Origin of the sequence: Nonomuraea sp. NPDC049129 (assembly GCF_040648495.1) — a bacterium.
GTDB lineage: Bacteria > Actinomycetota > Actinomycetes > Streptosporangiales > Streptosporangiaceae > Nonomuraea.
In genome coordinates this window covers 548710-562534 of sequence record NZ_JBEZDU010000004.1, presented here as the reverse complement: position 1 = coordinate 562534, position 13825 = coordinate 548710, and the positions used below count along the sequence as shown (strand labels likewise).

Below are 13825 nucleotides of genomic sequence, written 5' to 3'. Positions count from 1 at the left end.
GCCAGGGGGAGCGGAACAAGACGGCCCGTCGTGGCAGCGGCCCCTAGAGAGGGGCGCCCTCTTCGGGGAGAGGATGTCGCGCTAGATGTCGGCCCTGATGGGGAGGCCCTGCCAGTCGCTGGCGCTGGTTACCGCGGCGGCGCCCAGCAGCGTGCCGCGGTGCAGGCGCTCCGGCGGGGTCAGGCCGTCCAGGGCCGCGCTGATGTAGCCGGCCACGAAGGCGTCGGCCGCGCCCGCGGTGTCCACGATCGGCACCTGCAGGCCGGGCGCGTCGTAGCGCATGCGGTCCGCCCGTACGCTCGCGCCCTTCAGGCCGCGGTTCACCACGACCTCGCGCTCCGGCGTGAGTGCGGGCTTGACCAGGTCGAGCTCGTCCTGGCCGAGGAAGAGCAGGTGGGAGGCGCAGGCCAGCTCGCCCAGCACCTCCTCGGCCTCGCGTACCGACGGCCAGAGCTCGGGTACGTAGTCGACGGCGAAGGAGATGGCCACCTCGGCGGTCTTGGCCGCGCTCACGGCCGTACGGACCGCCTCCAGGGTGTCCCTGCCGAGCCCTGCCGTCAGGCCGGTGACGTGCAGCATCTTCGCGGCGCCGATCCGGTCGATGGGCACGTTGCCGGGCTTCAGGCTCGTACCGGCTGATCCGGTGCGGTAGTGCGTGAGGCGCTGTTCGCGGCCCACGCGCGCCTCCCGGAGCAGCAGCCCGGTGTGCGCGCCCTCGATGACCCTGACGTCCGCCGCGTCGACGCCCTCGCCCCTCAGCACGGTGAGGACCCTGGCGCCCAGCTCGTCATTGCCGACTTTGCCCAGGTAGGCGACCTTATGGCCGAGCCGGGACAGGGCGATGGCGAGGTTGAACTCCGGGCCGGTGACGTCCAACCGGGCTTCGGTCTCATGACGCACCCGGCCACTGGACACGACCCCCAGCGCCTCGCCGAGCGTGTAGACGTCCGTCATGCGGCAGACTGTAGCCGGTCAGGCGATCACAAATCGGATTTTTTGGTAACGGTACTGGTCAGGACCGTGATCAAAGATTTTCTGTAACTTTAGCGAACTTTTTCCCCATCTTGTGCCTCAAAGTAGTAGAGGAGGTTGGCTATCCCGAGCCGGCCTCAGCGAAACGGGGAACGAGAGGAATCAGCACCCTCATGAAGAACATCGCTGTAGGACTCGTCTCTGCCCTTGTGGGCGGGACACTTCTGATTTCGGGCGCCGGGGCCGCGTCGGCTACGACGAAGGCTCCGACCGTCGATATCAGGGACATCTCACCGAACCCGGTCGTGGTCAAGGCCGGTAGCGAGACGGAGGCCTTCTTCAAGGTCGACGCCAGCTCGGACGTCGAGAAGGTCCAGCTCAGTGTGGAGCCGGTCAACCCGGTCGCCCGCACCCTGCGGGCCAAGGACGTCAACAAGGTCGAGAGCTGGCGCTTCTCCGTCCCGTTCAACGAGAACGACCAGGACGGCAAGTGGAAGGCCACCGCCCAGGCGTTCAACAAGGACGGCAAGGTCGTCGACACCGACACCGCGTTCTTCGCCGTCGAGATCGAGAAGGGCAAGGCGGAGACGCGCATCTCGCGCTTCAGCGCCGACCCCTCGAAGGTCCGCAAGGGCAGGACCATCTGGTTCTCCGGTCGTCTCCAGGTCAACGACGACGACCGCTGGAAGGGCGTCCGCGGTGAGCGGGTCAGCATCTTCTACAAGGCCAACGGCTCCAGCGGCTGGAAGTGGGTCGCCTCCGACCGTACCGGCTGGAACGGCAAGTTCGAGGCCCAGACGCGCGCCTACAAGAGCGGCGTGTTCAAGGCCGTGTACGCCGGCGACGACGAGCTCGAGGGCGCCACGAGCGGCACCGACTACGTGCGGGTCGTCCCGCGCTGGTTCCGCTGAACACACTGACTCCGCTGAGCGGAAGCTCGGCTAGTCACATCTGAGCGGAAGCCCGGTCCCCGTGTGGGGGCCGGGCTTCCGTCTTGTCCGGAGCTTGACCGTTCTGCGCCGCGCCTTTCGTGAGAGACGACAGCCGACGGGTAGCTTCGAGGTATGGCTGATGATCTGTTGAAAGAGTTCGATCCGTTCGACATCTTCGACGCGGAGGCGGCCAGACTCGACCGCTTCTTCGCCGGTCTCGACGACGCCGGATGGGCGCGGCCGTCGCGCTGCGAGGGATGGTCCGTCCGCGATGTCCTGGGCCACCTGGCAGGTGAGGAGCTGTACAACCACGCCTGTCTCGACGGCAACGTGCAGGATCTGCTGGCCCGCCTCGCCAGGGAGGGCGTCAACGGCTTCCACGACTTCAACGAGTGGAGCGTACGACAGCGCCGGGACATGCCCGTCGAACAGGTGCTGGCCGAATGGCGGACCGAGAACGCCGACACCCGGCGCCGCATGCGCGAGCTCGGCCGGGACGCCTCGCTCGACACGATGGCCGGCCCGTACCCGGTGGGGTTGCAGGCCTTCCACTACGACTCCGAGTACGCCACGCACGCCGACGACGTCGGCGCGCCGGTGACGGCGGAGGAGGCCGAGAACCGGACACGCTGGCGGGTGGCCGTCGGCCGGTTCGCCCTGTCGGAGCAGGAGGCGGAGGTTCAGGTGGAGCAGACGGCTGAGCGGGTGGTGGTGCGTACGGACGGGTTGAACGCGACGCTGTCGCCGCAGGAGTTCGTCGAGGCCACGGTGGGGCGCCTGCCGACCGGTCACGATCTCGACCCGCGGATCGCCTCGGCCCTGAGGTGCCTGGCCTGAGCTCACATGTGTGTTCGCTCAGGCGGTGATGACAGCTAGCACGAGCAAGAGTACGGCGATCACCCCGAGCAGCGCGATCAGCCAGAGGTGCGCCCCGGCCCACGACTGCATGCGCTCGCGGTACGCCCCCGCGTCCGACTCGATCTTGTTGATTGCGGCTACCCGCCGCGCCATGTCGGGGTCTTCCAGCTCAAGTGCCTGCTCGATTTCCCCGAGGATGCGGCGTTCCCTTCCAGATAGGCTCATTCTGACCACCATCACTCCACGCCGGTGAAAGCCATGTACCCACTAGTAACCGGCACATGCGGGCTTCCACCGGCGGAAGTAGCGATCAGACCTTGCCGTAGCGCTGCTTGAAGCGCTCGACGCGACCGGCGGTGTCGAGGACCCGTCCGCGCCCGGTGTAGAAGGGGTGGCTCGCCGAGGAGACGTCGACGTCGACGACCGGGTAGGTGTGGCCGTCCTCCCACTCGACGGTCCTGTCACTCGTCAGGGTCGAGCGGGTGAGGAAGGCGAACCCGACGCTCGGGTCGCGGAAGACGACGGGCTGGTACGAGGGGTGCAGGTTCTTTCTCATGCCCCCTGCAACCATACGACAATGGTTTTCATTCCCTCGACTCGGGATCGAGTCCGAGTGCCGCGCGGCCGCCGTCCACCGGGAGGGTCGCGCCCGTCACGAAGGCGGCGCCGTCCGAGAGGAGGTACGCCACCGCGTCGGCCACCTCGTCCGCCCTCGCGACCCTGCCGAGGGGGTGCAACCTGGCCATCTCCGCCTCGATTCCCGCCGCCACCTCGGGCGGCTGGGCGGCCAGGAACTCGGCGTACCTCTCCGTCGCCACCGAACCGGGCGCCACCGCGTTGACCCGGATGCCGCGTCTGCCGTACTCGACGGCTAGCGCCCTGGTCAGGCCCTCGATGGCGGCCTTCGCGGTGGAGTACGGCAGGCTGCCGGGCACCGCCCTGCGCGCCTGGTGGGAGGTGATGTTGACGATGGCGCCGCCCGTACCGGACCGGAGGAAGCGCCGCACGGCGGTGGCGCAGCCGACGACGGCGAGGTCCAGGTTGACGGCGATCAGGGCGCGGATCTCCGCGGTCGTGGCGGTGTGCACGGAGGCGTCCCTGAAGACGGCGGCGTTGTTCACCCAGCCGGACAGCCGGCCCGCGCCCTGCGCGAGGTCGGCGGCCCGCTCGGTGACCGTCTCGTCCGCCGCGTCGCCGACGACCGGGATCACCCGGGGGCCCGCCCAGTCCAGCGCGGCGGAATCGCGTTCGACAGCGACCACGGTGGCCTCGTCCTTGAGCAGCCGTTCCACCACGGCCCGGCCGATGCCCCGCCCGCCACCTGTGACGACATAGCTGCGATTCATGTCACAGTGTCCATAGATTGATGAACGGGAACGAAACCATTCGTGATCGCCTCGTCTGCTCGCTTGGTCGGTGCGCTGGCGATCACCCAGACCGCCGGATACGGCATCCTTTACTACGCTTTCTCGGTCTTCATCACCCCGATGGCTCGCGATATGCACGCGGGGGTCGCCGAACTCACCGGCGCGATAACGCTGGCCGTACTCGTGTCGGCGATCGTGGCGCCGCCCATCGGCCGCTGGCTCGACCGGCACGGCGGACGGGCTCTGATGACGGCGGGCTCGGCGCTCGGCGCGCTGGCCGTGCTCGCCTGGTCCCAGGTGCACACTCTGCCCCAGCTCTACCTGGTCTGCGTGGTGCTCGGCGTCGCCTCCGGAATGGTGCTGTACGAGGCCGCGTTCGCGGTGATCGTCGCCTGGTTCGACGCGGCGCGACGCTCGCGGGCCCTGCTCGCCGTGACCGTCGTGGCCGGCTTCGCCTCCAGCATCTTCCTGCCCTTGACCGGCTTCCTCGTCGATCGGTACGGCTGGCGGCAGGCCCTGGTCATCCTGGCCGTCGGATACGCCTTGACGGCCGTACCCCTGCATTTCCTGGCGGTGCGGAGCCGTCCCTCTTCCAAGGTCGTGGACCGGGGCGTCGTCGGGGCGGCGCTTCGGGAGCGGCCGTTCTGGCTGCTGGCGGCGGCGTTCCTGACGCAGACGGGCGCCGTGTCGGTCATGGGCGTGCTGCTGGTGACGTACCTGATCGCGCTCGGCCACTCGCCCCTCTTCGCGGCGACCGTGGCGGGCCTGCTCGGCGTGCTGTCGGTGACCGGACGCCTGGTGACCACCGGCCTGCAGGGGCGGTGGCCGGTCGCGCTGATCACCGCGAGCGTGTTCGGGCTGCAGGGCGCCGCCGCGCTGCTGCTGCCGGTGGCCGGGCGGAGCGTGGCGGGCGCGGTCTGCGGGGTGGTGCTGTTCGGGCTGGGGTTCGGGGTGGCGACGATCGCCCGTCCCGCGCTGCTCACCGAGCGGTACGGCACCAGCGCGTACGCGACGCTGAGCGGGGCCCTGGCCCTGCCGATCACCGTGGCCAAGGCCGTCGCCCCGCTGCTCGCGGCGGGCGTGGCGCAGCTGGCCGGGTACCCGGCGGTGATGGTGGCGCTGGCGGCGGCCTGTGGGCTCGGCGCCCTCTCCCTGGTGGCCTACGATCGCCGTGGGCGAAAAGAGCGAACGGCCTCCGGCGAACACGTAAGGTAGCCGCATGGATACCCCCACCGAGGCTCTCCACCGCGTGTTCGGCTACGACTCGTTCCGGGCCGGGCAGCAGGAGATCATCGATCACGTCGTCGACGGCGGCGACGCGCTGGTGCTCATGCCGACCGGCGGCGGCAAGTCGCTGTGCTACCAGATCCCCGCGCTGGTCCGCGCCGGGGTCGGGGTGGTCATCTCACCGCTGATCGCGCTGATGCAGGACCAGGTCGACGCGCTGACGGCGCTCGGTGTGCGCGCGGGGTTCCTCAACTCCACCCAGGACTTCGACGAGCGACAACGGGTCGAGGCGGCCTTCCTCGCCGGCGAGCTCGACCTGCTCTATCTGGCGCCGGAGCGGCTGCGGGTCGAGGCGACGCTGCGGCTGCTGGCCAAGGGCGAGATCTCGCTGTTCGCCATCGACGAGGCGCACTGCGTGTCGCAGTGGGGACACGACTTCCGCCCCGACTACCTGGCGCTGTCGGAGCTGCACGAGCGCTGGCCGGAGGTGCCGCGCATCGCGCTGACCGCGACCGCCACCCCGGCCACCCACGCCGAGATCGCCTCGCGGCTCCGGCTGGAGCAGGCCCGGCATTTCGTGGCCAGCTTCGACCGGCCCAACATCCACTACCGCATCGCCACCAAGAGCGAGCCGAAGCGCCAGCTCCTCGACTTCCTGCGCACCGAACACGACGGCGACGCGGGCATCGTCTACTGCCTGTCGCGCTCCTCGGTCGAGAAGATCGCGGCCTTCCTGGTCGACAACGGCATCGCCGCCGTGCCCTACCACGCGGGCCTCGACAACCGCACCCGCGCCGCGCACCAGGCGCGCTTCCTGCGTGAGGATGGGCTGGTCGTGGTGGCCACGATCGCGTTCGGCATGGGCATCGACAAGCCCGACGTACGCTTCGTCGCCCATCTCGACCTGCCCAAGTCCGTCGAGGGCTACTACCAGGAGACCGGCCGGGCCGGGCGCGACGGGCTGCCCGCGTCCGCCTGGATGGCCTACGGGCTGCAGGACGTGGTCCAGCACCGGCGGCTGGCCATGGAGGGCGACGAGGCCCACCGCCGCCGCCAGGTGCTCCACCTCGACGCGATGCTGGCGCTGTGCGAGACGGTCGAGTGCCGCCGGGTGATGCTGCTCGACTACTTCGGGCAGAAGGACTCCAAGCCGTGCGGCAACTGCGACACCTGCCAGGCGCCGCCCGAGTCGTGGGACGGCACGGTCCCCGCCCAGAAGGTGCTCTCCACGGTGCTGCGGCTGCGCCGCGAGCGGGGGCAGAAGTTCGGCGTCGGGCAGATCGCCGACATCCTGCTCGGCAAGAAGACGGCCAAGGTGCTGCAGCACGGCCACGACTCGCTGAGCGTGTTCGGGGTGGGCGCCGATCTGGGCAACACCGAGTGGCACGGGGTGGTGCGCCAGTTGCTGGCGCAGGGGCTGCTGGCCGTGGAGTCCGACTACGGCGCGCTGGTGCTCACCGACGCGAGCGCCGATGTGCTGCGTGGGCAGCGCGAGGTGCGGCTGCGCCGCGACCCCGAGCGGGCCGCGCGGGCGAAGACCGCCAAGACCTCCGGCAAGGACCGTCCTGTGGTGGAGCTGCCGGCCGATGCCGCGCCGGTCTTCGAACGGCTGCGCGCGTGGCGGGCGGCGACGGCCAAGGAGCAGGGGGTGCCGGCTTACGTGATCTTCCATGACGCGACACTGCGGGAGATCGCGACACTGTCGCCGTCGACGCTGGCGGAGCTGGGGACGGTCAACGGGGTAGGCGAGAACAAACTGGCCAAGTATGGCGAACAGGTTTTGGAGACGCTCGCGTCGTGACGTGGTGCGCTCGTGACGGGGTTCGCTCGCTCGTGACGGGTGGCGGCTTGTGGCGGGGGTGACGGCTTGTGGCGGGGGTGACGGTCTGCTCGTGGGCGGCCGTTAGTGGGGGCGACGGCCGCACGAAGATCGGCCGTCGCCACCACGCTGCTCGCCCTGGTCTCGGCGCTGGGCTTCACCGCCGCGTCGACAGGGCCGCACATGCACTCATCGGTCTGGTACGGCCTGGGGTACAGGGCCGCCCTCGCACTCATGCGCCGCTATCCGTACCCGCATCTCGGCCGGATCATCCGTCGGTGAACCCCCTGATTAACGAACAGATCACCCATCAGTGCTCTGTTTCCCCACAGATGGGTGGATAGCGATGACCAGACGGTGGGGCCGACCACCCTCGGCCTGTTCGTCGTGATACTTGCTGACCAGCGCAGTCACCACTCCGGACAGCTCCTCGGCGAAGGCGGCACGGTCGGCGGCCGAGGCGAAGCGGACCTCGCCGTCGATGCCGAACGTCGCCACCCGCCTCTTGGCCTTCGTGGCACCGGTGATGAGGGCGCCCACGTCACGTACCAGGCGAGCGGCCAGGGCGAGCAGCCAGCGGGCCGAGAGCTGATCGGGGGAACGGGACGGGTCGGGCTGGACCGCCGACAGGGCCGTCGGCGAGATGACGTAGGAGGCGGCCGATGCTTGCATGACGCGTTCGGTGCAGTTGCCCTTGCGCCGCTCTTCGACGAGTTCGACCAGACCATGGCTTTCCAGGGCTCGCAGGTGGTAGTTCACCTTCTGCCTGGCCAGACCGACCTTGGCGGCCAGCATGGTGGCCGAGCCCGGCTCGGCGAGTTCGGCCAGCAGCCGGGCGCGTACCGGATCCAGCGACGCCTCGGCGGCGGCCGGGTCCTCGATCACCGCGACTTCGTACATGGCTCCACGCTGACACCGACAATTAATGCTGTCAAGCTACTTCCAGTTGTCAGTCCAGTGGGGGTCGCGGCCCAGGTAGGCGAGCAGACGATCCTGAGCCGGGGCTCGGGGGGCGACGTCCAGGGGTACGGCGAATCGGGCCGGCCGGTCGGCGTCCGTGACGAAGAGCCGGGCCAGCGGGAGGAGCTCGGCCGCCACGTCCTCCGGGATGGGACGAGGGTGGCCGCATGTTTGGGCCACATCCCAGGCGTGCACGGCCACCTCGACGGCGCCGACGGCGGACACCATCGCGGCCGTCAACGGGCAACCACCGACGGAGACCATCACGTCCTTGGACCCAGCCCAGACGCGAAGGAGGCTGGTGGTACGGTTTCGCAAGCCGCCATCGTCATCACCGTGACCGTCGCGTCCACCGTCGCCGCCATGTCCGCCGCGACCGTCGTGTCCACCGTCGCCGCCGAGGGCGTCGCCGTCGCCAAGGCCGCAGTCGCCAAGGCCGCAGTCGCCATGGCGGTCACCGCCGTCGTCGCTCAGCGGAGGGACTAGGGCGACGTGTCCTAACGCTGCGGCTTCTGTCAGTGCCGCGAACGAGTCGTTCGTGTGTGCGAACAGTGTCCGTAGGTCCCAGCCGTGGCACGGGGTTGGACGGTCCAGATCGGCGGATGTGACGAGGCGCAGGCAGGCCAGTGCGTAGTCGGCGGCCCGGCCCAGCAGGGCGACCCCACCGAGCCAGGCGTCACCGGCGGTGTCGGCGCGAGTCGTGGGTGGGAGCTTTCGCATCTTCGCCGCCTTCTCGTCGGTCCTCGTCTGTCTCGTCTGTGCAGACAAGGCAGCGAGGAGAAAATCACCGGTCTCACGAGGTGACGGTCCCTGCGGCCGTTGGTCGGCTCCGTGCGTGCGCGTGCGAGCTCGATGACCCCACTGACCTCCCGCAGGCGCCTTGGTTCCGTTAAGGCAACATCCTTCTCACCGTCAGCGACCGTGCCTTCCGCCCCAGAGCTCTACTCTGGAGGTCGAGCGGGAGGACTTCTCATGAGCGTGCTCGGCAGGCTGTTCGACAGGTTCCTCGGGCTGCCGGAGGCGGTGGTCGATGATGTGGCGGTCACTCGTGATCTGCGGGTCTCGATGCCCGACGGCGTGGTGCTGCTCGCCGATCGCTACCGGCCGCGCGGTGCCGGGCCGCTGCCCGTGGTGTTGATGCGCACCCCGTACGGAAAGCACCGGATCGACGCGAAGGCGTTCGCGAGCGTGCTGGTCAGGCGCGGGATGCAGGTCGTCGTCCAGAACACGCGGGGGTGTCTTCGGCTCCGGTGGCCGCTTCCACGCCTTTCACCAGGAGAAGGACGACGGCCTGGCCACGGCGGCCTGGTTGCGTGCGCAGCCGTGGTGTGACGGGCGGCTGGCCATGGCGGGGGCCAGCTATCTCGGGTACACGCAGTGGGCGGTCGGGCCCTACCTGGATCCGCCGCTGGAGGCGATGGGGCTCGGGATCACGACCAGCGAGTTCGTCAGCACGTTCTATCCGGGTGGCGTGATGGGCCTGCACAACACGCTGACCTGGTCGGCGCTGATCGGCACCCAGGAGGAGGCGCCCCTGGGCGGGCTGCTGCCCGACCCCCGCAAGCAGCGGCGCGTACGGCGGGCCATGGCGCACGTCCCCATCGGCACGTCCGACCTGGCAGCGATCGGCAAGCCCGTACCGTTCCTGCGCGAGGTGGCCGCGCACGCGGAGCCGGGCGACGACTTCTGGGCGGCTACCGACCACCGCGCGGCGGCGGCCGGGATGACCACGCCGACGAGCATGGTGACCGGTTGGTGGGACCTGTTCCTGCCCGCGCAGCTGCGTGACTTCGCCGCGCTGCGGGAGGCGGGGCGGCGCAGCCGGATCACGATCGGCCCATGGGGTCATGATCCGGGCGCGCTGCGTGCCGTGCTGATCGACCAGGTGTCGTGGCTGTCGGCGCACCTGCTCGGCGACACCGCCCAACTGCACCAGGCACCGGTACGCCTCTACCTGCAGAAGGCCAACCGCTGGCTGGACTTCGACCAGTGGCCGCCCGCGGAGTCCACTCCCACTCCGCTCTACCTGGGCCACGGCCGGGGGCTCGGCTGGGAGGTGCCGGACAAGAGCTCTTCCGACACGTTCGTCTACGATCCGGCGCACCCCACGCGGTCACCCGGCGGTCCGATGCTGTCCGCCCAAGAGACCGGCCAGCGTGACAACCGGGAGGTGGAGCGCCGGTCCGACGTGCTCGTCCACACCACCGCACCGCTCCCCCGCGATCTCGACCTGATCGGTCCGGTCTCGGCGGTCGTGCACGTACGCACCGACACGGGACATGCCGACCTGTTCGTACGGCTCTGCGACGTCGATCCTACGGGCGTCTCCCGGAACGTCACGGATGGCATCGTGCGCCTGCCCCAGGACTCGCAGAGTGTGACCCGGGCGGAGGTCGAACTCCACCCGACCGGCTACCGCTTCCGCAAGGGCCACCGCCTGCGGATACAGGTGGCGGGGGGCACGTTCCCGAGGTTCGCGCGCAACCATGGGACCGGAGAGCCGGCGGCTGAGGCCGTGCGGACCCGGCGTACCCGGTTCGAGATCTTTCATGGTCAGGAATATCCCTCCGCATTGATCCTTCCCATCTTCGGAAATACATAAAAGCCACAAATGCCCCTTCAGTACGGCCATGGTCAATTAGCCGGGGCGGGAAAGAAGTAGCCTCTTAGCATGGATCCAGATCGTGGTCGTCACGAATGGGGCGATCGAGGCAGAAAACGAACAGTCATCACAGGCTGCCTGGTGGTCTGCGGCATCGGCGCCATTATCTGGCTGATCGCCCTGGGCCTGATCTGGTATTTCTTTTTACGATCATAAAGCTCTCCCGGGGCCTTGGGGCGGACTGGGTGGAGGGATCTTCATGCTTACGGTGGGGCAGATGTCCCCGTGGGCGGACGTCGCTGCCCGTTATGCTCATGGACACAGGGCGACGACTGCGGGCACCCGCATGATCAGTACGGCGGCCCGGCGGAAAAGGCGCTGGGGATGCCTCAACGATGGCGACGCGAGCGGCTCACATCTCATGCATGCGGCATTTGCGCCGGAAAAGCACTGGTCCGGGGAGCGGCCTTGAAGCCGAAAACCTATGTCGCCGCTGGTTTAGCAGTGCTGTCCGCCACCTCATTAGGCCTGCTCTATCCGGCGATCGGCGAGTTCACTGGCTTCTACTGCGTTCCCCGCAAGCTTCACGACATACGGCCGCCGGCGGAAAACGCCTCTCCCGAAGACACGGTAAGGGCCTACCTGCAGGCGGTCGTGGCGAGAGACATCGACGTCGCCCGCCGCTTGTCCACCCCAGAATTCGCCGATCGTGAGGAGTCCTTCGCCGACAGTGCTTTCTGCGACTGGACCGATATCACGGCCATGACGATCTGGCCGGGGCATCCGGATTCGGATGGCACGGGCAGGTACACCACGGTAATACAGGTGTCCGTGAAACTCGAGCTAAAGAAAGCGCGGTCGAGAAGCGCCAGATGATTTCAGCTGGGGTTACTGGCTCGAAAGAGAGCCGCCCACGGAGAGATGGCGCATTTTTGAATCGGGAGAGGAATAGGACCTTGACCGCTTCCGCGAGACGAGGCGCCGGCTCCGGCCACTGATCGCGAAGGCATCCGGTGGAACGGGATGGAACGCCTCTCAGACGTAAGCCCCAACGATCGAAGCTCGGGGAGATCCTATGAAGTACCTGACCAAAAAGCTGCTGGTCGCGCTGGCTGCGACGACGCTGGCCGGTTCCGGCATCGTCGCGGGTGCCCTCGTCGCCGCTCTGCCCGCCTCCGCCGACACCTCCACCACCATCAACGCCGGGATCGGCGCGCTGTTCGACGGGTTCGGCAAGGGCATCGAGGAGGACGCCGCGCTCGCCAGCGCCGAGGCCGCCGCAAGGCAGAACGCGCTGAACCACGGGTTCACGTCGTGCGAGGTGTTCGAGTCGGTGACGTCCCAGGACGCGCGTTCGCATGTGTGGTTCGCGATCGTCACGGTCCGCTGCGAGGACGCGTCGTAGGGCGCCAGCTGAGTACAGGTGCCAGCCGACTACGGGTGCCAGCTGGGTGCGGGCGTCAGCCGAGTACGGGCGCCAGCTGGGTACGGGCCTCTCGCTCCATGGGCGGGAGGCCTGTTGGCCTTCTCCAGACCTACGCCGCGCCGAACCTGAACCAGGAACCTCTTGCCGCTCTCCGGAGTACGTGTCGTGAGTGCGAAGGAGGTTCGATGAGGCGGATGACAATCGGAGCGGTGCTCGTAGTGGTCGCGGGGTGCGCCACGAGCGGCCCAGCGACCCAGGCCCAACCGCCATCGGCGACCATGGCGCCCGCCGCCACCGGCGGGACCGGGACGCCGACCGGAGACGAGACACCGGCAGTGTCGCAGAAGCCGACGCCCGCAACCACCCGGGTGGCGTGCCATGGGACGCCGCTGATCACCCATCCGGACGGGTTTCCCGAGGTGCGCGGCGTCTCGCGGGACGCTGAGGTGTGGGGGCTGCTGTTCGCTCCGGTTCCGTTCAAGCGGGGCAAGGAGGTCAAGATCGTGTGGCGGATGACGGGTGAAGGGCCGCTGAAGGTCACGGCCGCGCTGCCCGACGGCACCCGCGCGAAGCCCACGTTCGGTCCCGAACAACACACCGGCTCGAACTGGCAGCGTCCGGGTGAGGAGTGGGGCACGGGCTTCGTCTTTCCCAAGGCCGGCTGTTACCGGGTGGACCTGACGCGGACTCGCGGATCCGGGCACCTGTGGTTGCCCGTGAAATGACCCCCGGTGCCGTCAGTGGCCGAGGACGCGGTCGATGAACGTCGTGACGTCCGTCAGGACCTCGTCCCGGTTCGTCTCGTTGAACACCTCGTGCCGGGCATCGGGATAGATCCGCTCCGTCAGGTCGTCGCCGCGGATCGTCTCGATCCCCGTACGGCTGGAGGCCAGCGGCACGAGCTGGTCGTCGGCGCCGTGGATCCAGAGCGTCGGCAGGCTGCCGAGCGAGCCGCCCTTGGCGATCGTGGCGATCGTCGTGGCGAACGCCTCCAGCGTGGGCCGCTTGAACGGTCCGTGCCAGACCAGCGGATCCTCGGCATAGGCGACGCCCACGGCCGGGTCGCGGGAGAGCGTGGCCGGGTCGATGGGGATGTCGGGCAGTTCGTCGAGGGCGAGCAGGGCGGGGATGACCTCCCATTCGCCGATGACCGGGCCCGACAGTACGAGCGCGGCCAGCCCGTCGCCGTAGCGCTGGGCGTAGCGGGCGGCGATCATGCCGCCCATCGAGTGGCCGATCAGTACGACCGGTACGCGCGGGTGATCGGCTCGGGCCTGTTCCTCCACGGCGTGTACGTCGGTCACCACGTCCTCGAAGTCGATGACGAGCACCCGGTCGCCTTCCGACTTGCCGTGGCCGACATGGTCGAGCCCGTACACCGCGGCGCCGTGCCGGACCAGGGTGTCGGCCACATACTCGTAACGGCCGATGTGCTCGCCGTACCCATGGACCAGGATGGCGACGTAGCGCGGCTGCTCGTGAGGCCATTCGCGCACCACGTTCGCGGCGCGGGTGCCGGTGAAGGTGCGTTCCCTCGACGTGGCCATGTCACTCCCTGTGCCCGAATTGCGGCGAGCGTACGCCCGATCCGGCTGATCGGTCCAGGAAGCCTGCGCCAAACCATGAAAACTTGTGCCATGCGTGACAAGCGTGGCGAAAACT

18 protein-coding genes are annotated in these 13825 nt (G+C 68.8%); 11 read left to right on the top strand and 7 right to left on the bottom strand.

The window, feature by feature from the left end; all coding sequences use genetic code 11:
• Positions 1-81 precede the first annotated feature (81 nt).
• Complete coding sequence (locus AB0B64_RS15375) at positions 82-954, bottom strand: sugar kinase (RefSeq protein WP_357942396.1); 873 nt, start codon at positions 952-954, stop codon at positions 82-84.
• 191 nt (positions 955-1145) lie between these two features.
• Here AB0B64_RS15375 and AB0B64_RS15370 point away from each other — a divergent pair, with 191 nt between their 5' ends.
• Together AB0B64_RS15370 and AB0B64_RS15365 are read left to right on the top strand one after the other, a co-directional pair.
• Positions 1146-1883, top strand: coding sequence for a hypothetical protein (locus AB0B64_RS15370; RefSeq protein ID WP_357942394.1), 738 nt, complete (start codon positions 1146-1148; stop codon positions 1881-1883).
• 153 nt (positions 1884-2036) lie between these two features.
• The gene (locus AB0B64_RS15365; protein WP_357942392.1) at positions 2037-2741 is read left to right on the top strand and encodes a maleylpyruvate isomerase family mycothiol-dependent enzyme; all 705 of its coding nucleotides are present in this window, start codon (positions 2037-2039) and stop codon (positions 2739-2741) included.
• A gap of 18 nt (positions 2742-2759) precedes the next feature.
• On the opposite strand, the gene AB0B64_RS15360 is transcribed toward AB0B64_RS15365, so the two are convergent.
• The 3 genes from AB0B64_RS15360 to AB0B64_RS15350 form a co-directional block, all read right to left on the bottom strand.
• The gene (locus AB0B64_RS15360; protein ID WP_357942390.1) at positions 2760-2987 is read right to left on the bottom strand and encodes a DUF3040 domain-containing protein; all 228 of its coding nucleotides are present in this window, start codon (positions 2985-2987) and stop codon (positions 2760-2762) included.
• A gap of 85 nt (positions 2988-3072) precedes the next feature.
• Positions 3073-3318, bottom strand: coding sequence for a type B 50S ribosomal protein L31 (locus AB0B64_RS15355; RefSeq protein WP_219526926.1), 246 nt, complete (start codon positions 3316-3318; stop codon positions 3073-3075).
• Between the two features lie 28 nt (positions 3319-3346).
• The gene (locus AB0B64_RS15350; protein WP_358177863.1) at positions 3347-4108 is read right to left on the bottom strand and encodes an SDR family oxidoreductase; all 762 of its coding nucleotides are present in this window, start codon (positions 4106-4108) and stop codon (positions 3347-3349) included.
• Between the two features lie 42 nt (positions 4109-4150).
• Here AB0B64_RS15350 and AB0B64_RS15345 point away from each other — a divergent pair, with 42 nt between their 5' ends.
• From AB0B64_RS15345 to AB0B64_RS15335, 3 genes are all read left to right on the top strand, one after another.
• A complete protein-coding gene (locus AB0B64_RS15345; protein ID WP_358177860.1) occupies positions 4151-5344 on the top strand; it encodes an MFS transporter in 1194 nt (397 codons plus the stop codon).
• Positions 5345-5348: 4 nt separating this feature from the next.
• Positions 5349-7157 (top strand): DNA helicase RecQ, encoded by a 1809-nt coding sequence (recQ, locus tag AB0B64_RS15340; protein ID WP_358177857.1) that lies wholly within the window; start codon positions 5349-5351, stop codon positions 7155-7157.
• A gap of 105 nt (positions 7158-7262) precedes the next feature.
• Positions 7263-7457 carry a hypothetical protein gene (locus AB0B64_RS15335; protein ID WP_357942382.1) on the top strand — a complete coding sequence of 65 codons (195 nt, stop codon included), beginning with the start codon at positions 7263-7265 and terminating at the stop codon, positions 7455-7457.
• Between the two features lie 21 nt (positions 7458-7478).
• On the opposite strand, the gene AB0B64_RS15330 is transcribed toward AB0B64_RS15335, so the two are convergent.
• A complete protein-coding gene (locus tag AB0B64_RS15330) occupies positions 7479-8075 on the bottom strand; it encodes a helix-turn-helix domain-containing protein (protein ID WP_357942381.1) in 597 nt (198 codons plus the stop codon).
• Positions 8076-8111: 36 nt separating this feature from the next.
• The gene (locus AB0B64_RS15325) at positions 8112-8855 is read right to left on the bottom strand and encodes a maleylpyruvate isomerase N-terminal domain-containing protein (protein WP_358177854.1); all 744 of its coding nucleotides are present in this window, start codon (positions 8853-8855) and stop codon (positions 8112-8114) included.
• Between the two features lie 252 nt (positions 8856-9107).
• Here AB0B64_RS15325 and AB0B64_RS15320 point away from each other — a divergent pair, with 252 nt between their 5' ends.
• The 6 genes from AB0B64_RS15320 (at position 9108) to AB0B64_RS15295 (ending at position 12888) form a co-directional block, all read left to right on the top strand.
• Positions 9108-9467 (top strand): CocE/NonD family hydrolase, encoded by a 360-nt coding sequence (locus AB0B64_RS15320; RefSeq protein WP_358177851.1) that lies wholly within the window; start codon positions 9108-9110, stop codon positions 9465-9467.
• Positions 9427-10737, top strand: a complete 1311-nt coding sequence (locus AB0B64_RS15315; protein WP_358178030.1) for a CocE/NonD family hydrolase — start codon at positions 9427-9429, stop codon at positions 10735-10737. Before AB0B64_RS15320 ends, AB0B64_RS15315 begins: the two co-directional genes overlap by 41 nt.
• 69 nt (positions 10738-10806) lie before the next feature.
• Positions 10807-10953 (top strand): hypothetical protein, encoded by a 147-nt coding sequence (locus tag AB0B64_RS15310; RefSeq protein ID WP_357942377.1) that lies wholly within the window; start codon positions 10807-10809, stop codon positions 10951-10953.
• A 252-nt stretch (positions 10954-11205) separates the two neighbouring features.
• Complete coding sequence (locus AB0B64_RS15305) at positions 11206-11613, top strand: hypothetical protein (protein WP_358177848.1); 408 nt, start codon at positions 11206-11208, stop codon at positions 11611-11613.
• A 199-nt stretch (positions 11614-11812) separates the two neighbouring features.
• A complete protein-coding gene (locus AB0B64_RS15300; RefSeq protein ID WP_357942373.1) occupies positions 11813-12142 on the top strand; it encodes a hypothetical protein in 330 nt (109 codons plus the stop codon).
• A 206-nt stretch (positions 12143-12348) separates the two neighbouring features.
• On the top strand, positions 12349-12888 hold the full coding sequence (locus AB0B64_RS15295) for a hypothetical protein (protein ID WP_357942371.1): 540 nt from the start codon (positions 12349-12351) through the stop codon (positions 12886-12888).
• A gap of 12 nt (positions 12889-12900) precedes the next feature.
• On the opposite strand, the gene AB0B64_RS15290 is transcribed toward AB0B64_RS15295, so the two are convergent.
• Positions 12901-13710, bottom strand: a complete 810-nt coding sequence (locus tag AB0B64_RS15290; protein WP_358177845.1) for a lysophospholipase — start codon at positions 13708-13710, stop codon at positions 12901-12903.
• Between the last annotated feature and the right edge of the window lie 115 nt (positions 13711-13825).

Coding starts and splice junctions, on each gene's coding strand:
- AB0B64_RS15375 (WP_357942396.1), bottom strand. CDS start 954: ATGACGGACGTCTACACGCTCGGCGAGGCGCTGGGGGTCGTGTCCAGT.
- AB0B64_RS15370 (WP_357942394.1), top strand. CDS start 1,146: ATGAAGAACATCGCTGTAGGACTCGTCTCTGCCCTTGTGGGCGGGACA.
- AB0B64_RS15365 (WP_357942392.1), top strand. CDS start 2,037: ATGGCTGATGATCTGTTGAAAGAGTTCGATCCGTTCGACATCTTCGAC.
- AB0B64_RS15360 (WP_357942390.1), bottom strand. CDS start 2,987: ATGAGCCTATCTGGAAGGGAACGCCGCATCCTCGGGGAAATCGAGCAG.
- AB0B64_RS15355 (WP_219526926.1), bottom strand. CDS start 3,318: ATGAGAAAGAACCTGCACCCCTCGTACCAGCCCGTCGTCTTCCGCGAC.
- AB0B64_RS15350 (WP_358177863.1), bottom strand. CDS start 4,108: ATGAATCGCAGCTATGTCGTCACAGGTGGCGGGCGGGGCATCGGCCGG.
- recQ (WP_358177857.1), top strand. CDS start 5,349: ATGGATACCCCCACCGAGGCTCTCCACCGCGTGTTCGGCTACGACTCG.
- AB0B64_RS15330 (WP_357942381.1), bottom strand. CDS start 8,075: ATGTACGAAGTCGCGGTGATCGAGGACCCGGCCGCCGCCGAGGCGTCG.
- AB0B64_RS15325 (WP_358177854.1), bottom strand. CDS start 8,855: ATGCGAAAGCTCCCACCCACGACTCGCGCCGACACCGCCGGTGACGCC.
- AB0B64_RS15320 (WP_358177851.1), top strand. CDS start 9,108: ATGAGCGTGCTCGGCAGGCTGTTCGACAGGTTCCTCGGGCTGCCGGAG.
- AB0B64_RS15310 (WP_357942377.1), top strand. CDS start 10,807: ATGGATCCAGATCGTGGTCGTCACGAATGGGGCGATCGAGGCAGAAAA.
- AB0B64_RS15300 (WP_357942373.1), top strand. CDS start 11,813: ATGAAGTACCTGACCAAAAAGCTGCTGGTCGCGCTGGCTGCGACGACG.
- AB0B64_RS15295 (WP_357942371.1), top strand. CDS start 12,349: ATGAGGCGGATGACAATCGGAGCGGTGCTCGTAGTGGTCGCGGGGTGC.
- AB0B64_RS15290 (WP_358177845.1), bottom strand. CDS start 13,710: ATGGCCACGTCGAGGGAACGCACCTTCACCGGCACCCGCGCCGCGAAC.